The organism is Kitasatospora sp. NPDC059599 (genome assembly GCF_042735125.1).
Lineage (GTDB): Bacteria > Actinomycetota > Actinomycetes > Streptomycetales > Streptomycetaceae > Kitasatospora.
Genome location: NZ_JBHWCL010000018.1, coordinates 48,872 through 69,059, shown reverse-complemented (window position 1 = coordinate 69,059; position 20,188 = coordinate 48,872). Strand labels below are relative to the sequence as shown.

14 protein-coding genes and 4 CRISPR repeat arrays are annotated in these 20,188 nt (G+C 72.5%); of the genes, 2 read left to right on the top strand and 12 right to left on the bottom strand.

Translation table 11 applies throughout. The annotated features are described in order from the left end of the window. Positions 1-17 precede the first annotated feature (17 nt). The 12 genes from ACFV04_RS09780 to cas3 form a co-directional block, all read right to left on the bottom strand. Entirely contained in the window at positions 18-539 is a 522-nt protein-coding gene (locus ACFV04_RS09780; RefSeq protein ID WP_380528067.1) for an NUDIX domain-containing protein, read from the bottom strand. Further along, positions 536-1,228, bottom strand: a complete 693-nt coding sequence (locus ACFV04_RS09775; RefSeq protein ID WP_380528065.1) for a DUF402 domain-containing protein — start codon at positions 1,226-1,228, stop codon at positions 536-538. The genes ACFV04_RS09780 and ACFV04_RS09775 overlap by 4 nt, the downstream gene beginning before the upstream one ends. Before the next feature lie 63 nt (positions 1,229-1,291). Next, positions 1,292-1,657, bottom strand: a complete 366-nt coding sequence (locus ACFV04_RS09770) for a hypothetical protein (RefSeq protein ID WP_380528062.1) — start codon at positions 1,655-1,657, stop codon at positions 1,292-1,294. Between the two features lie 1,479 nt (positions 1,658-3,136). Beyond that, entirely contained in the window at positions 3,137-3,490 is a 354-nt protein-coding gene (locus ACFV04_RS09765) for a hypothetical protein (RefSeq protein WP_380528060.1), read from the bottom strand. A gap of 46 nt (positions 3,491-3,536) precedes the next feature. Further along, positions 3,537-4,419: a CRISPR direct-repeat array (repeat unit 28 nt; unit sequence GGCTGACCCCCGCTCGCGCGGGGAGGAC). Positions 4,420-4,438: 19 nt separating this feature from the next. Continuing rightward, entirely contained in the window at positions 4,439-4,759 is a 321-nt protein-coding gene (gene cas2e / locus ACFV04_RS09760; RefSeq protein WP_380528057.1) for a type I-E CRISPR-associated endoribonuclease Cas2e, read from the bottom strand. A 28-nt stretch (positions 4,760-4,787) separates the two neighbouring features. After that, positions 4,788-5,711 carry a type I-E CRISPR-associated endonuclease Cas1e gene (gene cas1e, locus ACFV04_RS09755; RefSeq protein ID WP_380528129.1) on the bottom strand — a complete coding sequence of 308 codons (924 nt, stop codon included), beginning with the start codon at positions 5,709-5,711 and terminating at the stop codon, positions 4,788-4,790. 62 nt (positions 5,712-5,773) lie between these two features. Continuing rightward, positions 5,774-6,430: a type I-E CRISPR-associated protein Cas6/Cse3/CasE gene (gene cas6e, locus ACFV04_RS09750; RefSeq protein WP_380528055.1), complete on the bottom strand. Its 657-nt coding sequence runs from the start codon at positions 6,428-6,430 to the stop codon at positions 5,774-5,776. Continuing rightward, entirely contained in the window at positions 6,427-7,260 is an 834-nt protein-coding gene (gene cas5e / locus ACFV04_RS09745; protein ID WP_380528052.1) for a type I-E CRISPR-associated protein Cas5/CasD, read from the bottom strand. Before cas5e ends, cas6e begins: the two co-directional genes overlap by 4 nt. Then, the gene (gene cas7e, locus ACFV04_RS09740; protein ID WP_380528050.1) at positions 7,257-8,426 is read right to left on the bottom strand and encodes a type I-E CRISPR-associated protein Cas7/Cse4/CasC; all 1,170 of its coding nucleotides are present in this window, start codon (positions 8,424-8,426) and stop codon (positions 7,257-7,259) included. Before cas7e ends, cas5e begins: the two co-directional genes overlap by 4 nt. Positions 8,427-8,477: 51 nt before the next feature. Then, the gene (gene casB, locus ACFV04_RS09735; protein WP_380528048.1) at positions 8,478-9,233 is read right to left on the bottom strand and encodes a type I-E CRISPR-associated protein Cse2/CasB; all 756 of its coding nucleotides are present in this window, start codon (positions 9,231-9,233) and stop codon (positions 8,478-8,480) included. Further along, complete coding sequence (gene casA, locus ACFV04_RS09730; RefSeq protein WP_380528046.1) at positions 9,230-10,855, bottom strand: type I-E CRISPR-associated protein Cse1/CasA; 1,626 nt, start codon at positions 10,853-10,855, stop codon at positions 9,230-9,232. The genes casB and casA overlap by 4 nt, the downstream gene beginning before the upstream one ends. 178 nt (positions 10,856-11,033) lie before the next feature. Then, a complete protein-coding gene (gene cas3 / locus ACFV04_RS09725) occupies positions 11,034-13,856 on the bottom strand; it encodes a CRISPR-associated helicase Cas3' (RefSeq protein ID WP_380528043.1) in 2,823 nt (940 codons plus the stop codon). A 304-nt stretch (positions 13,857-14,160) separates the two neighbouring features. Further along, a CRISPR array of direct repeats spans positions 14,161-16,023; the repeat unit is 29 nt; unit sequence GTCCTCCCCGCACCCGCGGGGGTCAGCCG. 199 nt (positions 16,024-16,222) lie between these two features. Next, a CRISPR array of direct repeats spans positions 16,223-18,080; the repeat unit is 28 nt; unit sequence CTCCTCCCCGCGGGCGCGGGGGTCAGCC. Positions 18,081-18,277: 197 nt separating this feature from the next. Next, positions 18,278-19,161: direct repeats of the CRISPR family, unit length 28 nt; unit sequence GTCCTCCCCGCAGGCGCGGGGGTCAGCC. Positions 19,162-19,241: 80 nt separating this feature from the next. On the opposite strand from cas3, the gene ACFV04_RS09720 reads away from it, so the two are divergent. Together ACFV04_RS09720 and ACFV04_RS09715 are read left to right on the top strand one after the other, a co-directional pair. Further along, the gene (locus ACFV04_RS09720) at positions 19,242-19,604 is read left to right on the top strand and encodes a hypothetical protein (RefSeq protein WP_380528041.1); all 363 of its coding nucleotides are present in this window, start codon (positions 19,242-19,244) and stop codon (positions 19,602-19,604) included. An 87-nt stretch (positions 19,605-19,691) separates the two neighbouring features. Beyond that, complete coding sequence (locus ACFV04_RS09715) at positions 19,692-20,135, top strand: winged helix-turn-helix domain-containing protein (protein WP_380528038.1); 444 nt, start codon at positions 19,692-19,694, stop codon at positions 20,133-20,135. Positions 20,136-20,188 lie beyond the last annotated feature (53 nt).

Here is a 20,188-nt window from a genome sequence, read left to right as displayed (position 1 = left end):
AGTATGCGCGCGAGAAGTCAGCGCCACCGGTAGGACGTGGTGGTCATCGCCGGGAGCGGCATCGGGCCGCCCGCGGTGGCGTCGGGCCGGACGGCCTGGTGGAGGGCGGCGCCGATGTCCGAGTACAGGTGGAGGTCGGCCGCGTCGGCCGCCGGCAGCCACACCACCGGCGCCTGGTCGGGGTCGTCCTGCTCGACCAGGGCGACGGCCTCCACCAAGTGGTCGGGCAGGTAGGCGGTGAAGACCAGGTGCCGACGCCGGAACGGCACGCTCTCGCCCGGCCGCTCAGTCTCCTGGTCCTGGACGAAGCGCAGCACCGGCGGCGCGGGCAGCACCACCAGGTCGAGGCCGAGCTCCTCGAGCAGCTCCCGGCCCAGCGCAGTCTCGGGTTCTTCGCCGCCTTCGACCACGCCGCCGGGGAAGGAGAGCTGTACTCCAGCCGGGCGCTGGCGCCGGATCAGGCACACCCGGCCGTCGTGGACCAGCACCGCGCACACCCGCACGCGGACCGGCTCGCTTGCCGTGCCGCTGCTCGTCATGGCCGGTACGGGGTCATCGCCGTGGCCGCTTCGTCGGCGCCGGGCGGCAGTGTCGGCAGCGGCCAGGACGGATCCGGTGCCCAGGTCGGCCAGCCGCCGGCGAACGGTCCGGTGCGGTCGTCCAGCATGGCGATCGCCCGGCCTCGGGCCTGCTCGATCTGGCGGCCGACGTAGTCGTCTACCACGCCAAGGCGGCGCAGCTGGGCGTACTCCTCGGTGTCCTTCCAGTGGTGCCCTGACAGGTCGGGGGTGACGACCAGGTCGAGGGCGAGGTCCATGGTGTCGATGCCCAGGCCGGGGCGGCGCCGGTAGGGGTGCTCGAAGTTCACGTACCAGCGCAGCGGTTCCTTGGTGGTGGCGTCCTGGAAGCAGTGCACGGAGAACCACTCGCCGGCCAGGAAGTGGCTCAGCAGCTCGGTGTTCTCCCAGCGGTACGGACCGAGGGTCCAGGTGCCGGCCGCCAGGTCGTCCAGGCCCTGCTGGCGGGTTGCGTCGTCGCCGGTGCGCGTGGAGGTGATCCAGGTCGTCGGGGCCAGACTCTCGATGCCCGGCCAGTAGGCCAGGGTCAGCACGTGGCCGGTGTCGTCGATCACGCGCTGGGGCATCGCGGTCCACACCCGGCCGGCGTGGACGTCGCGGCGCACCACGGTGGTGCCGGGCTGGGAAAGGCTGCTGTCGGTATCGGTCACAGCGGCAGTCTGCCCGACCCCGGGGCCGGGGCCGGGCGGTTCACTCGAAGGGGTGACGGCGGGTCAGGGCTGGGGGAAGCCGTAGCGGCCGGCGGCCCAGCGGTTCGGCGGCTGCGGGGCGTCCAGGCGCTTGCGCAGCTCCTGGACGGCCTGCGCGAGCTCCTCGCGGTCGGTGGCGTTGACCGGACCGTCCAGGACGGCGGAGACGTCGCCGAAGGTGCCGTCGTCGAGAACGCGGCCCGCGCACAGCTGGACGCGCAGGTACGGGGCGAAGGCGTCGATCCCGATCCACCAGCGGTCCGCGTCGTGGACCAGGCGCAGCTGCGAGGGCAGGTGCCCGAGGAGCACGCGGGCCTGCTCCTGCCAGCCGCAGACCTCGGTGATCCACTCGGCTACCGGCTCGGGCCCCAGTCGGATCGGCTGTGTCATCGGTCCACCCCTCCCTGGCGACAGTGCGTCGAGCCTATCCGCGGCCGGCCGCCGGGCGATGGGGAACGGCCCGGTCGCTGGTCGCCGTGGACGGCTGGCCCCAGGTCGGGCAGGCGGGCTCGTGCCAGGTGGTCTTCACGACCATCCCGCCAGGGGTCAGGTGCTCGCTGGACCAGGTCCGGAAGCACCCGCCGCCGCCCGGACGGACCTGGGCCGGCGACCATCCGGCGCGGACCGGGGAGGGGGCGCGGACGCGGTGGGCGCGGACGGACTGCGGCGACGGCGGCGCCTGGTGATGGGTGTCGTCATGTCGCAGGCTCTGCCCACCACGCCATCCCGCCGAACCCCACCGCCACCCGGACGGCGTACCGCAGTCCGTTCTAACCGGCCACTGACCTGCGACGACACCCGAAACTCACCGGCCCCGGGGCGAAACTTCCCAGTGCAGGTCAGCGGCCTGTACCGGAGGTGATGTCCGGTCTCGGCGAGCCTGGCGGAGTCTCGGCCAAGGTGGCGGTCGTCACTCCGGGCGTCTCGGTGCGACCTAGGGCACATGTCGTCGTCGAACGTTGACCGTCGTGCCCCTGGTCGTTGCAACTCGCTATGGCTGGATCCGCGAGGAATGTTGCTTCATCCCTCTTCAGGGCTTCGGCCCGCGCTTGGGTACTGCAGCTTTGGGCAGGTGGCGGAGCGTGTCGCCCATCAGTCCAAGGAAACCCCGCTCGCTGAGTCGGTCGTCATGGCGCAGTTGTAGTGCGCCAACTGCGGCAACGGCGATGACGGCGCCGGCGATGACGATGGGAAGCGTCCAGACGGGGAGAACACTGCCAGCCACCAGGAGCAATCCGACTACGACCACGACGCAGGCGAGATAGAACGAGCCGGAAGCCCAGGGCGTCCGAGGGCTCTGCTCGCCACGGTTTGCCCCTGCCCTGGCTGCGCTCTGGCGGGCCGCCGCGTCGGCAGCGAGTTGCCGGGCGACTTCGGCAACCTCCGCATGGTCCCTACCTTCGACGTGAATCGTTGTCCCTGCTCGGCCGGACTTAACCTTTACGCCGCAGGCGGGACAGTAACCGCGTCTGCTCGCAATGCGGCAGTACGGGCAGTACGGGGCGCCGCCTGATTTCGTCATGATCAGACTGTCGGGTGGCTCGGGAGGCGCCCCGTGGTGAAGTGAAACTCCGTGATGGTCATGGGCCTAGGCATCCCGATCCTCCGTTGGGTCGCGGTGCGTCACCGCTCAGGCTAGCGCTCGCCCTGCCCGCAGCGGGCCGCTTTGGCAGGACACCTGGCAAGAGGTCCGTCAGTACCGATGCGGGCGCCTCCCGTGAGAACGCCAACGCCACAGCAGCCGGGAGCCCCGGAACCGCGGTGATCAACGAACGACCCGCAGCCCATCCGTCTCGTCGACCACGGCGAACGGCAGGTCGGAGCCAGCGGATCCGTCACCCTCGCCGAGACCGGACAGGTAAGGCCGGGTCAGGACCGGCGCCACCAAGAGCTGGTTCGCTTCGCCTCGGCGACGGCGGCTTCGGCGGCGGCCCGCTCGCGCTCGGCGGCCTCCCGCGCCTTCCGGTCGGCGTCGGGCTGGCTGCAGCCGGCGCACAGCCCGTCGTCGTTGCAGCCCCGTGCCTTCTCCTCCCACCGCTCGTCCGAGAACGGCGCCTTGCAGCGGGTACATGCCGGACGGCGCCGCTCCCGCTCCGCTGCCTCCCGCGCCCGGCGGGCCCGGTCCGCCTCCGCCCGCTCGACGGCCAGCAGCTCGTCGCCGTCCGGGTTGTCGAGCGCGTCGGTGAGGGTGTGCCAGCCGCAGCGGCCGAACCGGTGCCACACCGGGGCGTCGGCCCCGTGGCGGCGCAGCAGCGGCAGGGTGGTGGCGAGGCTGACCCCCGCTCGCGCGGGGAGGACGCCTGCCGGAGGGCATCGCTACTGAGGGGCGCCGGCTGACCCCCGCTCGCGCGGGGAGGACGCCGGGGCGCGGGGAGTGCTCGCTGGTCACGGCGGCTGACCCCCGCTCGCGCGGGGAGGACGTCCGGGTCCTCCTGGTCGAGGAGCTGGACGGCGGCTGACCCCCGCTCGCGCGGGGAGGACACCACATGAAGACGGTGCCGTCGAGGAGCCAACGGCTGACCCCCGCTCGCGCGGGGAGGACGAAAAAGGACCCCGGCCGCTGTGGCTGGGGTCCGGCTGACCCCCGCTCGCGCGGGGAGGACGGAGCCTTCTTCCTGATCGGCTTGCGGGCGGGCGGCTGACCCCCGCTCGCGCGGGGAGGACTCAGGTTCCTTCGGCCACAGCATCGCGAGCAGCGGCTGACCCCCGCTCGCGCGGGGAGGACGACGATCGTGGGCCCGGCCATCAGCCGATCACCGGCTGACCCCCGCTCGCGCGGGGAGGACCCGTCGACCTCTGGCGGGCCGATCGCAACGAACGGCTGACCCCCGCTCGCGCGGGGAGGACACGCAGGAAGGCGCCATCGCCCAGCTGCGGACCGGCTGACCCCCGCTCGCGCGGGGAGGACGGACGCCGTCCACCTCCCCCCGGGCGATCACCGGGCTGACCCCCGCTCGCGCGGGGAGGACCTGGGTGAGGGCGGTGCGGAAGGCCTCTTCGGCGGCTGACCCCCGCTCGCGCGGGGAGGACCAGCAGGAGGCCGAGGTTGTCCCAGGTAATGGCGGCTGACCCCCGCTCGCGCGGGGAGGACGTCTTGCCTCGCGACCTGTGGGTTCGACTCGGCGGCTGACCCCCGCTCGCGCGGGGAGGACTTTCTGACCTGCAACGTTCTTATGGGTTTGCGATTTCTTGACCGTCGTAGCGCTGCTGACGGCTCATTGCGACCAGGGCCAGCCCGTCGAAGTCAACGGTCCTCCGCCGTTGTTCGCCAGCAGTTCGAAGTTCGAATCCTTGCTCGTTGGATGCCGGGTGGACCAAGACCGCTACACCACTTCCGATGCATTCGCTGACAGCTTGCCAGAGCTCGTCGCGGACCTTGGCGGAGATGGTGCCGACGTATAGCTGGGGTGTGACTTCGAGGAGCCAGCGGGTGAGGGCGCCGCGAACATGGTCGGGTACAGCCGTGGCAGACAGGACAGTCATCGTTGCCATGACTGCCCCATCGGCTGGGGGAACGTCCTCACAGCGGCTGCTCCGTCGAGTAGTTCACTCCACCCGGGAGTACGCCTGAGATGGGGTCCCAGAGATCCACGAGTTGTTCCTCCGGATCAGGCACCGCTACCTGCTGCTCCGGGGCGAGCAGGCGCTGGATGTCGGTCACGACACGTGGCAGGAGACGAAAGAGGCGCAGGCCCTCGCGGAAGCCACGTCGGGCATCGGCTTCCGGCTGTGGCGAGGAGTGGAGAGAGAAGGCCAGCGGGATGGTGAGCTCGGCTTTGTAGAGATCGGCGATGTCGTAGACGAAGGCCTGCTGGTTGCCGCTGTGAATGAAGCCGAGGGCCGGCGAGCAGCCAAGCGCGAGGATGGCGGCGTGGACGATGCCGTAGAGGCAGGTGTTGGCGGAGGAGAGAGCGAGGTTGACAGGGTCCTGGGTGTCCCAGGATTTGGGGTCGTAGTTGCGGCGGAAGCGGCCGATGCGGTGCTGCTGGGCGAGGAGGCGGTAATGGGCTTTGACCCGGTCGCCTTCGAAACCACGGAGTCTGGCGAGGCTGCTGCCCGCAGGAGCGGTGCCGCGGCCGAAACGCTGTTCATACATGGCGGTGGCGACGGCCAGGCGGCTGGTGTCATCGGCCCACGCCCGGACTTGGCGTTCCAGCCAGACCGTGGTGAGGGAGTCGGGGAGGGCAGCGGCGTAGCACCGCACGCCGCCGGATCCGGCGATGACGACGGTGGTGCCGTGGCGGGCGAGGGTGGCGAGGGCCCGGGCGGTGATGGAGGTACCGGGGCCGAGGAGGACACAGCCAAGTGCGGCGGTGGGGAGGTAGACGGTTTCGGTGCCGCGTTCGGCACTGGTGACTTCGGCGCAGACGCCGGTGTCGTCCTGGACGATGCGGACGATGTCGAGGTAGAGGAACGAGAGGGAGTCGGCGATGCGCGGAAGCATGGCGACGGTGGGAGCCGCCAGTTTCCGGCGGGCGGCTCCCTGGTCGGGACGGCGCCGGGTGGTCACGCGGGTTCCCGGTGGGGGGCGATGCTGAGGAGACCGCAGCCGTAGGCCTTGCCCTTGCCGATGCCGTCGGTGAGGCGGGCGCGCAGGCGGTCGGCGTCGGCGATGACGGCGGTGCCTTCGAAGAGGATCCGGTGGTGCTGGATGGGGCGCTGGTCGCTGCGCCGGTTGCCCTTGGCGGCGTCCAGGGGACTGGAGTGAAGGGTGCCCAGGCGCAGTCCGGTGGTTTCGGCCTGCCGGGCCCACCAGTCGTCGGCGGCTGCGCCTTGGAGGGGCACGATGGCTTTGAGCTGGTAGAGCTCGCGGGTGGTGCGGCCGGGTTTGCGGATGGGGTTGGCGGCGATGCGGTAGCGGATGTGGAGGCCAGGCTGAAGGGCGTCGAGCAGGGGGGTGAGGGTTTTGGTGGCGGCCTGGCCGTAGCCGGCGGGGAGGCGGGCGAGGTCGGGTGGCTGGGTGCTCTGGAGGAGGATCTGGTGGCCTGCGGGCGTGGGTTCGCTGCGGAAGAGGATGCCGAGCCGGCGTCGCGGTTCGGGGTCGGCGAGGTTGTCGGGGAAGAGCGACATCATCCGGTGGTGCAGGTCGACGGCGCCGGTGGTGTCGCGGCGGGCGTCGCGGCTGCGGGGGTCGGGGATGATGCGGGTCAGCCACAGGCTCATGCGGGGATGCTTTCGGGGCGGGTCGTGTGCCGGCCGAGGTAGTCGGCGAGCGCGGTGAGGTAGCCGCTGCCGAGGCCTTTGCACTGGCTGCTGGGCAGGGTGAGGGTGCGCTGGTAGCGGGGGCGGGCCCGGTAGGCCCGGCGGCGGGGATGGAAGGTGACGGGGTCGTCGGTCACCTCGCCTGCGGGGCTGGTTCCGCGGTCGTCGCCGGGCTGGGGGCGGTCGCCGAGGCGGTCGAGTGGCCGGTCACCGTGGAACAGCAGGTCGACGGTGGTGGCGTCGCCGTGGGGTTCGCGGCGGGCAATGGGCAGGTGCACGAGGTGGTGCAGGGGGTCGTCGACCAGGCCCAGCAGCAGCGGGCCCTCAGGCGGGCAAGAACGCCTGCCCAGGTACGGGGGCCAGAAGGGGTGCCGGAGCGCGTCGGCCCATTCGTCGAGGAGGCTCGGCTCGGCGGTGACGACCGCCGTGAAGGCGGCGTCGGCGAGGTAGTAGCGGTGGGACAGCAGGGTGGCGGTCGTGCCGGAACGCTTCTTGCCTTCCGCGGTGGTGACGGTACGGGAGGCGGTCAAGCCGCCGCCGACGGTGTGCAGGTCACGCAGGACCGTGCCGGGCCGGTCGGTACGGACGGTCAGCGACATGGTGGTGAGGTCGCTGATGTCGTCGCCGCGGTGGCGGCCGAGGGCGGAGGCCAGCAGTCCGACGACTCCGGAGCGGGTGGGGAAGGCCGCGGTGCCGCGCTCGTTGAACTCGCTGGTCTCGCCCCAGGACTGCAGGGGCGCGGCGAGACGGATGAGCAGCCCTCGTACGGCGGCACCGGTGTGGGGGCTCACGCGCCGGCCTTGGCTGAGGCGGCGGTGAAGGCGGCCTCGACGGCGGTGTCGATGAGGCCGGGGAAGGAGTCGACGCGGGTGCCGAGGCCGGTGAGGTCCTTCTCCTCGAGGCTGGCCCACGCGGCGGCGACGGTGCCGCGGCCCGCGAGCAGCTTGTTGGCGGCGGTGGCGTAGTGGGCGAGGGCCGCGCGGGAGGCGGCGGCGTAGCCGCCGTGGTCGCGGGAGAGGACCGGCTGTTCGAACGCGGCGGCGTAGGACAGGGGGCGGTCGCTGCGGACGGCGATGTGGGCGAGGTCGGGGATGGTGTGGGGTGCGGTGGCGGTCTTCTTGGCGCGGGGGATGGAGAGGATGAAGGCCTCGGCGAATCCGGCGGCGAGTTCGCGGGCGGCGTCGTGGTCGTCGCTGAGGTTGCGGGCGAGGTCGGCGAGGTCGACGGTGGCGTAGCGGTAGAAGACGCCGGCGCTGAATTCGGCGTGGCCCATGTGGGCGCTGCCGGTGGTGTCGCCCCAGGCGGAGGTGACGTCGTCGACGGCGGAGAAGTAGTCGAGTTCGACGTCGGTGCCGTGGGTGGTGAGGGCGTGGGCGACCTGGACGGCGCCGTCGACGCCGGCGTCGTCGACTTCGGCGAGCATGCGGCCGAAGAGGTTGATGATGCCGTTGCGCGAGCGCAGGACGGCGTCGATGGCGTCCTTGGGCAGGACGCTCTTGTCGCTGCTCTTCTTGATGTCCTTGGCGTTCTCGAGGGCGGGGCGGTGGTGCTCGGCGAGGGCGGCGAGTTCGGCGACGGCGCTCTCGGGCACGTACACCATGGCGTTGGTCGTGACGTCGGGCGAGTCCTTGGCCTCGAACTTGATGGAGCTGCCGGCGGCGATGTGCTGGCCGGCCCGCTGGGCGAGGTCGGCGGGCCAGTCGTGTTCGTCCTTCAGGAGCCGGGTGACGCGGGCCCCGATGCGGCGGGTGCGCAGGGCCTGCTCGCCGAAGTTGTCCTGGTAGTACTCGCGCACGGCGCGCTTCCAGGACTGGCTGCTGACACGGGTGCGTTCGGTGTCGCCGTAGCGCAGGGTCTTGACGGAGTTGTTGTCGTCCCGGTTGAGGTTGGCGAACGGGACGCTCTGGACGACGTGGATGTCGAGGAAGCGGGCGGTGGTGCGGTCGGGGACGGGCATGCTCTTCTCCTTCGAGGCGGGTGTACGGGTGGTTGGGCAGGCCGGCCGTGGTCAGGCGTTGGTGCTGTCGGTGTCGTCGGTGCCATCGCCCTGGCGGTCGTCATGGTCGCGGGCCCGGCGCTCGCCGTCCTTCTGCAGGCTCCGGTGGTAGTCCTGGAGCCAGATCCGCTTGATGGTCGCGGAGCGGCGCCGCCACTGGCAGAGGTCGACAAGGAGCTGGGCCCAGTCGATCTCGACGTCCCGGTCCCGCAGCTGGCGGACGGCGCCCGGCAGATGGCGGTGCAGTCCGTCGACACTCTGGCGGGTCAGGAGGTTGAGCCGGGTTTCGGCGGAGGTCTCCCGAAGGCCGCTTCCCTGCCCGCCTTTGAGGACGCCGTCGGCGAACGCGTGGCCCAGGCTGCGCGGACGGTTCCGCTCGGCGGCGGCGAGGCCGGAGCTGTCCGTTGCGTCCTCCTCCGGCCCGCCTGCCTGATCATCCTTCTCCGCCGCGGCGTACTGATCGCGGCGCTGCGCGGCGATCAGCGACGCGACGGTGTAGTAGGCACGCTGGACGTCGCGGTCGCGCGCCTGCTCGTCGGTGAGCCACGACGCGACGAAGCGGTGCATGAACGGCACGGCGTCGAGGTCCTTGCACACCCCGCGGCGAAGGGCCGCGCGCACCCCGGGGTCCTCATGGCTGCGCATGTCGATCCTGCTGGTGAAGGCGCGTGCCCGCCCCAGGGTGGGCATCACGTCGGCGGCCTTCGGGCCGGCGACCCCGTCGTCGGCAGGTTTGGCGGGCCCCGGAATGGCGGCGGTGCTGCTCACGTGTCCTCCGTGCTCGTGGTGCGGGTGCTGGTGCCGCCGGTCCTGGCGGGCTGCTTCACGGGCCCGCCGTACAGCTCGATGCGCGCGGACGTGACGGCCTTGGCTCCGCGCATGGTCCCGAGCGCGCCGTAGGTGACGGTGTCGTAGGCCCGCTCGGCGAGGACGCGGAAGGCCGCAGGCGCGGCGTCGAAGTCGCGGTCACCGAGGCGCTTCCAGAACTCGGCCTCGGCGGCGGGCCAGTAGCGGGCCGCGGCGTCGACGGCCCACGTGCAGTCGCGGACCTTGGGGGCGTCGGTGAAGCCCATCCACGCCTTCTTGACCGCCTGGTTGAGACGGTTGCCGTACCGCTCGCCCAGGACGCGCAGCCGGCCGATCTCGATCGCGATCGCCGCTCCCTGCTCGCGCTCGACGAAGCCGAGCACGGGCGGAGTCGTGGCGTCGACGAACTGGACGTCCTTGGCCTGCCCGTCCTGTTCGAAGCCGAGCGCCCGCACCCTCAGCTCCTCCGAGACCTCCGAAGCGGTCGAGAACACAGTGGGCCGCTGCGGTTTCGCGCTGCCGGCCGGTTCCTGCAGGAGCAGGGCGTCCAGGTCACGCCACAAGGCCCGGTGGGAGTCGGCCAGCCGCGGGTACGCATTGCCTTCCTTACTGGTCTGCCAGATCAGGTAGGGATCGCCCTCGCGGGAAATCTTGTCGCGGTAGGCCCACGTGATGAACGCATCCCGGACGAGCCCGCCGGTGTCGTCGGGCACCAGCAGCAACGCATGCTGGGACCGGGCCGTCAGCCCCGAGCACGGACCCGCGAGCGCCGGCGGAGCCGCCACCGGGTCGGACAGCTCCTCACGCTCCCACGGACACAGGTCACTCCCCCGGCGCACATCCCGGCCCGGCTCGGGAAGCCCAGCCAGAAGCGACTCGAACAGCGACTCGCCCTCGGGGTGATACGAGAGCGTCCTGCGCAGCGGGCCAGCCTTACTGTCGGCGGCCTTCGTGCTGCCGACGGTGCGGCTCGAACACCGCCCGGAAGGCCCGTAATAGTGCCAGACGAGCAGGTGCAGGACCGCCTGGGCGGGGGTCGGCAGGTCGGGAGCCGCGCTGTTGACGTGCCGGAACCAGGCGTGGTTTTGACCCGAAGGGCGGGTGGCGATGAGCTTGTCGACTCCGGCGCTGTTCGCCGGATCGCACTGCCCGGCCAGCCGCGGGTCCTGGAGGAACGGGCGCACGGGGTCGAACAGATCGAAACGGTTGCGGATGCGTCGGGCGAAGTCCTCGGTCATCCCCGGGTCGAAACGCCCGCTGTCTACGAGATCGAGGCGGCGCTCCGACCAGGCTCCGGGCCCCGCTTCGTCGAGGCCCGTCATGCGGGCGGTCAGCGCGTACAGGATCCGGTACAGCGCGGACAGCGCCGGCGCAGTGCCGATCGCAATCCGCTCGATCTCGTGCGCGCGCAGCAGGAACTCGCGCAGTCCGACCGCGTCCGGGCAGTCCGTGCCGTCGCCCGGGGAAGCGTCCCCCTCACGCCGGGGGAGCCACCGGACAGGGATCCACGGTTCGTCGACAAGATTGTAGGAAGGTGGTGCGGATGGCATGCGGCCTCCGACGAGGCAGATACGGGTGATCACAACGGTGGGTAGGCTCAGCGCGGTCCCCGCACCGAGCGGGGGTGAGCCGTGCGGTGCTTACGAAGCCGCCGCATCGCCGAAACGGTCCCCGCGCAGGCGGGGGTCACGCTGCTCCCGGACGGGCGTCCCGTCCGGGAGCAGCACGTTGAACGTAGTGCCAAGTGCGGTGCTTATGAGGCTAGTTCGCGGAAATTCCCACGTTCGAGTACTCGATTTCCCGCTCGCCCAGCCGGCTTGTCCAGCGCTCGCCGTCGTGCCGCATGCGCAGCAGCGCGAGGTCGGCCAGCAGTGGCCGTTTGCTCCAGGAGCGCGGCGGGGCGTTCTCGTCGGGGCGGCCGCCCAGCCAGCTTCCGGGCAGCGGCACGGTGTGCCGCATGATCAGTGCGATGGCCTCCCGGTCCACGGTGCCCATGGGCAGCGGCACGTCGCGATCGGGGGCGAGGCTCCACGTCCCGGCCTCGCGCTCGAACACGCAAACGGCACGTCCGCTGTCGGCGCCGAGACGGGTGGTCAGCAGGTCCTCCGTGATACCCAGGCCCCGCTCGCTCAGCCGGTACAGGTCGTCGACGTCGTACGGGGGGCCGATCGCTGTCAGCTTCGCCACCTGTTCCTGCGCGACGGCCGAGGCAATCCGCTCGGCGTCCATCCGCTCGAGCTCCCGCGCGGCAGCGGGCTCCAGACCGGCCCCGAAGTCATCTGCGTAGACCTCGTCGACCAGCTGCTGGACATCCCCCGGGACACTGACCACGCCGCCGGGCAGCTTCTCCAGCAGCATGCTGGTACGGCGCAGCAGGGAAGCGTCATAGACGGTCCCCCACGTACGGGGCGCGGCCACGCGGTCCTCGTCGTCGAGGGGTTCCAGCACGATCAGGCCAGGCTCGGCCGGGTCGCCGGTCCACGCCGGCCGATTGGGGCGGTCGTGGCGTTTGCCGCGGCCTGCCCGCTGCAGCAGCTGGGCGAGCGGGGCGAGGTCCGAAACGACGAGGTCGAAGTCGAGGTCCAGGGACTGCTCGACGATCTGGGTGGCGACCAGGACCGAACCCTCACGCGGCAAGGCCGCCTCCAACTCGGATCCCGGCTTGCCGTAGGCGCTCTCACAAGCGGTGGTGATACGCCGGCGCTCGTGCGCCGGAAAACGGGAGTGGAGCAGCCGCAGGCCTCCCTCCCGGGCGGCAAGTCCAGGCAGGACCGACCGCAGGTACCGGTAGGTACGCTGCGCCTCGTCGACGGTGGTGCAGCAGACCAGCACGCAGCCGCCACCGTCGGTGACGGGGGCCAGGATCTCCCGCAGGGCCGCCCGGCGCCCATCGCGCGCCGGCACCACGGAGGACTCGTCCCGGATGTCCCAGCGCACCCTGCGGGTCTGAACCCGCAGGATCCGCTTTCGGCTGCTGGCGACCTCCCGCGGCGTGGACACCGTCCCGCTGGCCGCGTCCACGAACAGCCAGCCCGGGTAGCAGGGCGCCACGACGGCCGCCTCCTCGAACCCTGCGCCGCGCCGGTAGGCGTCGACCAGCGACGATGCCGCACGGCCGGTCAGCGTCGCCGACAAAAGCACCACCGGGGCACCGAACGCCCCGAGCCACTCCAGCAACCGCACCAGCAGACTGTGCATCCACGGCCCGTAGGCGTGGGCCTCGTCCACTACCAGCACCTTGTCCGACAGCCCGAACAGCCTCAGGAACCCATAGCGGACCGGCAGCACGCCCGTGAGCGCCTGGTCGACGGTGCCATTGGCCAGCGGCGCGAGCAGCCCCCGCCGTCCCGTCCGAAGCCACCGCCCCGCCTCCGTGTCCGCCAGCACCGCCGACCCGTCCACCGCCCCCTCACCCGGAACGTAGTCCGGGCTCAGCCACGCCATGCTGTGCAGCAGCGTCAGCGCCCGGTCCCCCTCCACACTCCCGTTCGCGAACTCCCGGACCCGGGCGAACATCGCATCCGCCGTCGCCATCGTCGGCAGCGCGAAGTACAACCCGCCCGCACCCGACTCCCGCGCCATCACCGACGCCGCGTGGAGGGCGGTCTCGGTCTTGCCGTCCCCGGTCGGAGCGGTCACCAGCAGCAGCCCCGGACCGTTCACCACGACGGGCAGCCGCTCCGCGATGTCGGCCTGCAGCGGGTTCGGGGGAAACGCGAACTGCCCGGCGAACGGCTTGTCCGGGAACACCGCACGCCCGAGGCCCGCCTCGCGCACCCATCCCGGTGCCGCGGCGGCGGCCCTCGCGAAGTGCCCGGCGAGCGCGGCATCGTCAGCCGGCCAGTCCTGCGCCGGCATCCTCGGCTCGATCAGATCGACCTGGCTGGCCAGCCAGTCCGCCACCACAACCACTCCCGCGATCACCACGGCCAACGGTCCCGGCAGCACCGACTCGAGCGCCTTGTCCGCCCCCACCGTCCGCCGGACCGCGAACGCGTGAGCAAGCCGCTGTCCCCGCCACCCCGGGGCTGTCCCCAGCCCGGGCTGGTGGCCGGAGGGGTTCGCGACCTCCTTGGCCAGCAGCGATTCGGCGAAGCAGCCGTGGTGGCCACCTAGCAGCTGGGCGATCTGATGCGCGGGCGACCGCCTGACGAGCCTGCCCACCGGATAGCCGCACAGCTCGAAGAACTCCACCAGCCCCCAGTGCGTCGCCGTCTCATGCGCCAGAAACCCGGCACGCCGCGCGGCCGGGTCGTCCTCCGCGTAGCCGGGCTCCCCCGCCAGCTTCGCGAACTCGCCCTTCACCTGCCCCTGGAACCGTGGCGTGATCTTCCCGACATCGTGCAGACCCGCCCACAGCATCACGAGCCGCCGGGCGTCCTCCTCCGAGCTCCCGACCGCCTCCGCAATCCGCCCGCGGACCCGTTCGCCTAGAACCGCATCCCACAACGCACCGGCCACAGCGGCGGTGTCCAGGAGATGGCAGATCACCGGATACGGACCAGGCAGGCCGTCGTGCTTACCCCACAACCGGGCATCCGGCTCGACCGAACCCGCGACCCCACCACGACTGCTGTCAAACATGACTGATGGTCTATCAGTCGTCACCGACAATCCACCCAGCAGCAGTCGCCACGACCTCCTGACCAGGCGAGGTCCTCCCCGCACCCGCAGTGGCCAGCCGACTGATGCCCACGAGGACACTGCCGTCTGCCTCCTCCCGGTGGATGCAGGGCCTACCCCGAGTCTGGACCCGACGACGACGCGTGCGCCGTGACACGATGAGGGCCGCACCTTGACACCAGAACAAATGCCCTGCCAATCACATCCCGCCCCGAAGCACGGTCAAGAAATCGCAAAGCCCCTGTTGCGTCGCAGCTCAGGAAGTGTCCTCCCCGCACCCGCGGGGGTCAGCCGACCCCGATCCTTGACGCGAACGGGCAGGTGATGTCCTCCCCGCACCCGCGGGGGTCAGCCGCCGAGTGGATCGGCTGGGCGGTCGCCAACGGCGTCCTCCCCGCACCCGCGGGGGTCAGCCGACCTCAAGACCGGTGAGGAGCAGGCCGAGGAGGTCCTCCCCGCACCCGCGGGGGTCAGCCGTTCCTCGCCGCCACCCGCTGACGACCTGGGGTGTCCTCCCCGCACCCGCGGGGGTCAGCCGCCGGACGCGGTGCGCGATCGGGGCACGGAGGTGTCCTCCCCGCACCCGCGGGGGTCAGCCGGGGCCGAAATGGGCGAAGAGGAGGTACGGCAGGTCCTCCCCGCACCCGCGGGGGTCAGCCGGATGCTTGGGAGCTTGCAGCCTTCACCGGGCCGTCCTCCCCGCACCCGCGGGGGTCAGCCGCTGACCACCGACGACCGCTTCCCCCACGGCGGGTCCTCCCCGCACCCGCGGGGGTCAGCCGGTGGAGGGTGCGCTGTTCGATGTCGTAGGGGGGTCCTCCCCGCACCCGCGGGGGTCAGCCGTTGAACACGCTCCGTCAGCAGGTGTCCGACGCGTCCTCCCCGCACCCGCGGGGGTCAGCCGTGCTGGCTGGTCTCGTCGGCCGGAGCGCCGGCGTCCTCCCCGCACCCGCGGGGGTCAGCCGCCGATCTCCTTCCTGCCGCTGGTCGGCACCGTGTCCTCCCCGCACCCGCGGGGGTCAGCCGCGGCCACTCGGGCACATCACCGGGCCTTCCCTGTCCTCCCCGCACCCGCGGGGGTCAGCCGCTCCTCGCCGAGGACGTTCAGCGGCTCACCGAGTCCTCCCCGCACCCGCGGGGGTCAGCCGCTCCTCGCCGAGGACGGGGGCACCATCGCCCCCGCCGTCCTCCCCGCACCCGCGGGGGTCAGCCGGAACCGCCGAGAGAACTACTTGTATCTCGGGAGTCCTCCCCGCACCCGCGGGGGTCAGCCCCGCATGGGATGCCCGGATCGCCGTGGACGATCGTCCTCCCCGCACCCGCGGGGGTCAGCCGCGCGCTCGGCAGATCATGGGCGTCGCGCTCGCGTCCTCCCCGCACCCGCGGGGGTCAGCCGCAGTTCGTAGAGGAGCCAGCCGCCGAGGGCGAGTCCTCCCCGCACCCGCGGGGGTCAGCCGCTCGATGAGGCGACCGCCGGCGTCACCGGCAAGTCCTCCCCGCACCCGCGGGGGTCAGCCGGCCGTCACGTCGAGGACGGGTACGGCGGCGGCGTCCTCCCCGCACCCGCGGGGGTCAGCCGAACTGGGACACCCAGCGCGAACTCCTCCTCCAGTCCTCCCCGCACCCGCGGGGGTCAGCCGTGGGAGGTGCAGGTCGTGGCCTCCTTCCTCGGGTCCTCCCCGCACCCGCGGGGGTCAGCCGATCGCGGCGGCACTGCTGTGCAGCATCGTCACGTCCTCCCCGCACCCGCGGGGGTCAGCCGGCGCTGGCCGGGCAGCTGGGCGTGTCCCAGCGGTCCTTCCCGCACCCGCGGGGGTCAGCCGTCGCCCTTCATGCCGAACCCGTCCTTGGTGAAGTCCTCCCCGTACCCGCGGGGTCAGCCGTACGAGAGCGGCAGCCGCAACCCAGCCTCGGGGTCCTCCCCGCACGCGCGGGGGGTCAGCCAGTCGTGTTGAAGGGGGACATCGACCAGGGGCGGTCCTCCCCGCACCCACGGGGGTCAGCCGCTGTGGAACTCGGTCACCGGCGCGATCGGCATCTCCTCCCCGTACCCGCGGGGGTCAGCCGCACACGCCGATCCGCCTGCCCCGTCAGCGTGCCTCCTCCCCGCACCCGCGGGGGCCAGCCGCAGTAGACGCACCTCGACCAGGAGCTCCTCGCGTCGATCGACCAGTCTGTGACTTGGCGGGGCGTAGGGGGGTCAGCCTCGGCTTTGAACCGGACGACGGGACATGCGCCGTGACACGATGAAAGTCGAACCTTGACATCACAACATGCTGCGCAGTCAAGAAAAAGCAAAGACCCCGCTGCGCCGCAGTTCAGAAAGGGTCCTCCCCGCAGGCGCGGGGGTCAGCCGCTGCGGGGGTACCGCTGGGTGGTCATCGACAAGTCCTCCCCGCAGGCGCGGGGGTCAGCCGATACGGGCGCCGGCCAGGGTGCGGACGCGGTAGTCCTCCCCGCAGGCGCGGGGGTCAGCCGCTGAAGCAGATCGGCTTCCCGTTCGAGTACCTGTCCTCCCCGCAGGCGCGGGGGTCAGCCGGCCGACCGGGTGCCGGCCGGGTGGGCCGGGGAGTCCTCCCCGCAGGCGCGGGGGTCAGCCGCCTGAAAAGTGGGCCGGATGCGGAGCGCGCGTGTCCTCCCCGCAGGCGCGGGGGTCAGCCGTCGAGGGTCGGGATGCGCTTGCCGGTCTCGACGTCCTCCCCGCAGGCGCGGGGGTCAGCCGCTGACCTCGGCCTGGCTGATCGGCCGCGCCGTGTCCTCCCCGCAGGCGCGGGGGTCAGCCGGCGGTCCAGGCGTTCGGCGGCGTCGGTGCCGCGTCCTCCCCGCAGGCGCGGGGGTCAGCCGGACGATCAGGCGGGCACCGGGGCCACGTTCCTGTCCTCCCCGCACCCGCGGGGGTCAGCCGACGGTCCCGGCGCAGCGCACCGCCGCCAATCCGTCCTCCCCGCAGGCGCGGGGGTCAGCCGGAGTCGACGGCGAGCAGTTTCGTGTTCCGGAGGTCCTCCCCGCACCCGCGGGGGTCAGCCGATCGACATGGCCGTCGTCAGCATCCTCGCTCACTCCTCCCCGCACCCGCGGGGGTCAGCCGCGGACACCGACGCCTGGACCGCCCGCTTCCTCCTCCTCCCCGCACCCGCGGGGGTCAGCCGTCCCGGCGCACGACCACGCTGCGGCTGATCGTCTCCTCCCCGCACCCGCGGGGGTCAGCCGCGGAGGCTGGCGCGCTGGTGCGGGACGCCGGGCTCCTCCCCGCACCCGCGGGGGTCAGCCGCACCAAGCCCCGGTTCGAGGGCACCGGTGACGCTCCTCCCCGCACCCGCGGGGGTCAGCCGGCGTCGATCTGGGAGACGCACGTCCGGCCGAACTCCTCCCCGCACCCGCGGGGTCAGCCAGGCAGATATGCTGCTGGACACCCTGCAGGAACCTCCTCCCCGCACCCGCGGGGGTCAGCCGAACCCTGGTGGCGTGGTGGTGCTGAGCACGCCCTCCTCCCCGCACCCGCGGGGGTCAGCCGCACGTCTACCACGTGGCGGTGCGCAACGCGCCATCCTCCCCGCACCCGCGGGGGTCAGCCGGTGATCACCGGGGTCAAGACGCTGGTGACGGCCTCCTCCCCGCGGGCGCGGGGGTCAGCCGCGGCGTTGCTTGGCCGTGGTCACCCACTGCGTCTCCTCCCCGCGGGCGCGGGGGTCAGCCCCACGGCACCGGGGCCGACGCCCTGGGGGTGCTCTCCTCCCCGCGGGCGCGGGGGTCAGCCCGTGGTGGGGGGTGTTCAGCGGGTGACGCCGAGCTCCTCCCCGCGGGCGCGGGGGTCAGCCGACGCCGGCGGCGGTGGCGGCCATGGCGCACAGCTCCTCCCCGCGGGCGCGGGGGTCAGCCGCCGGATACCCCGGAAGGGTGACCGGGCTCGGACTCCTCCCCGTGGGCGCGGGGGTCAGCCGACGTTCGCCGTGCTGTATCCGAGCCCCGGTTCCTCCTCCCCGCGGGCGCGGGGGTCAGCCGGACATCCGGTCCGTGGATGCGGCGGTCGCCCGCTCCTCCCCGCGGGCGCGGGGGTCAGCCGAGGGGGCCCCGCGCGCCGTACAGCGGCTGCACCTCCTCCCCGCACCCGCGGGGGTCAGCCCGGTGAGGGTGACCAGCCGGGCCCCGAGGTACGGTCCTCCCCGCACCCGCGGGGGTCAGCCGCAGTAGACGCACCTCGACCAGGAGCTCCTCGCGTCGATCGACCAGTCTGTGACTTGGCGGGGCGTAGGGGGCAGCCTCGGCTTTGAACAGGACGACGGGACATGCGCCGTGACACGATGAAAGTCGAAGCTTGACATCACAACATGCTGCGCAGTCAAGAAAAAGCAAAGACCCCGTTGCGTCGCAGTTCAGAAAGGCTCCTCCCCGCAGGCGCGGGGGTCAGCCGCGTCACCGACGCCGAGAAGAACGCGCTGACCGCTCCTCCCCGCAGGCGCGGGGGTCAGCCGGAGGGCGATCCGTGATGGATCGTACCGAGGACGTCCTCCCCGCAGGCGCGGGGGTCAGCCGTTGTCGCCGTCGGCCCGGCCCCTTGACCGACCGTCCTCCCCGCAGGCGCGGGGGTCAGCCGACGTCTACCGCGACTACGTGCGTCCGCCGGCTGTCCTCCCCGCAGGCGCGGGGGTCAGCCAGGGCGGGTCCGGCCGGTGAGCAGCCCTGAGGACGTCCTCCCCGCAGGCGCGGGGGTCAGCCGGCCAGTCACACCCAGAAGATCGACCTTGCGATGTCCTCCCCGCAGGCGCGGGGGTCAGCCGAGCGCGAGCAGCACGCCGACGTAGGGCCCGCCGTCCTCCCCGCAGGCGCGGGGGTCAGCCGTAGATGAACAGGCCCAGGCCGACGACGAGGACGTCCTCCCCGCAGGCGCGGGGGTCAGCCGCGCTCATGCCGCCCAGAAGGGGGAGCGGGTCGGTCCTCCCCGCAGGCGCGGGGGTCAGCCGACCCTGACCACCGTGTCCGGCTCGGCGCTGACGTCCTCCCCGCAGGCGCGGGGGTCAGCCGGAGGTTGACGGGTGTGGTGCGGTCACGTCGGCGTCCTCCCCGCAGGCGCGGGGGTCAGCCCTCACCGTGTCGATCAGCGGCCAGACGACCCGAGTCCTCCCCGCAGGCGCGGGGGTCAGCCGCCAGCGAGAGCCCTGTCCCACTCCTCGCCCTGGTCCTCCCCGCAGGCGCGGGGGTCAGCCTCGGCGGCTGCGGCGCTGGGCTCGTGGGTGCCCGTCCTCCCCGCAGGCGCGGGGGTCAGCCGTCGCCGCTCGTCTCGCCTGGCAGGCCGCCGCGTGGGCGGGGCGCGCCGCGGCACGCCACCCGGTCCTCGCGGGCGCCGTGGTGGCCCTGGCGGTTCTGGTCTGCCGCCACCAGGGCCTGCTGGACGGCGCCCGGTGGCGGGCAGGCGCGATCTCCCTTCGGGAGAAGGCCGCGCCGATGCTGGAGCAGTTCGCCGCGGCCAGCGAGGACCATGCCCTCACCCGCGACCGCCTTGTGGTGGTCGAGGCCCCGGGTGAGGCGACCACCGAGCAGCTCGCCGCTTGCCACCTCGCCCGCACCCGGACCGCCCTGACCCCCGAGCAGCTGCGGGACGCGCTGGCCGCCGACGGCACCCGTGTCCCCGCAACCAGGTTGAAGGCCGCGATGCGCGAGCACCCCGGCTTCACCCGGCTACTGAGGTTTTCGTTCTGTTGTCGGTGGTGACAAGTAGTGATCCCTGCGGTATGCCGGTGGTATGCGGTACGCGCAGGGTGGGGCCTGACCGCTGAGCGGCGGGCGTTTCGTGAACAGGTGCGGCTGGAGGCCGGGGTCCGGTTCGAGGCGGGCGGGAAGACGTCGGTGATCGCCCGGGAGCTGCGGGTCAGCGAGCGGTCGGTGGAGCGTTGGCGGCGGGCCTGGCGCGAGGGCGGTGCGGTTGCCCTGCGCTCGGCGGGTCCGGCGAGCGTGCCGAAGTTGTCGGCGGCACAGTTCGCCGAGTTGGAAGCGGAGTTGGGCAAGGGGCCGGCCGCCCATGGCTTCGAGGACCAGCGCTGGACGCTGGTCCGGGTCCAGGCGGTGATCGGCCGACGGTTCCGGGTGCGACTGTCGATCGCGACCGTGTGGCGGTTGCTGAAGCGGCACGGCTGGTCCTGGCAGGCCCCGGCCCGCCGGGCACTCGAGCGGGACGAGCGCGTCGTGGAGCTGTGGAAGCAGGTGGGGGTACCCCCGCTTGCGGGGGAGTGTGGCCGCGGGTAGAAGCACCGCGGCGGCGCTCGGGGCCTGGGTCGTCTTCGAGGACGAGGCAGGAT

What these genes read in the sequence shown, in the direction of transcription:
- cas3 (WP_380528043.1), bottom strand. Translation starts at nt 13,856, where the DNA reads ATGTTTGACAGCAGTCGTGGTGGGGTCGCGGGTTCGGTCGAGCCGGAT.
- cas6e (WP_380528055.1), bottom strand. Translation starts at nt 6,430, where the DNA reads ATGAGCCTGTGGCTGACCCGCATCATCCCCGACCCCCGCAGCCGCGAC.
- cas1e (WP_380528129.1), bottom strand. Translation starts at nt 5,711, where the DNA reads ATGCTTCCGCGCATCGCCGACTCCCTCTCGTTCCTCTACCTCGACATC.
- cas2e (WP_380528057.1), bottom strand. Translation starts at nt 4,759, where the DNA reads ATGGCAACGATGACTGTCCTGTCTGCCACGGCTGTACCCGACCATGTT.
- ACFV04_RS09770 (WP_380528062.1), bottom strand. Translation starts at nt 1,657, where the DNA reads ATGACACAGCCGATCCGACTGGGGCCCGAGCCGGTAGCCGAGTGGATC.
- cas7e (WP_380528050.1), bottom strand. Translation starts at nt 8,426, where the DNA reads ATGCCCGTCCCCGACCGCACCACCGCCCGCTTCCTCGACATCCACGTC.
- ACFV04_RS09780 (WP_380528067.1), bottom strand. Translation starts at nt 539, where the DNA reads ATGACGAGCAGCGGCACGGCAAGCGAGCCGGTCCGCGTGCGGGTGTGC.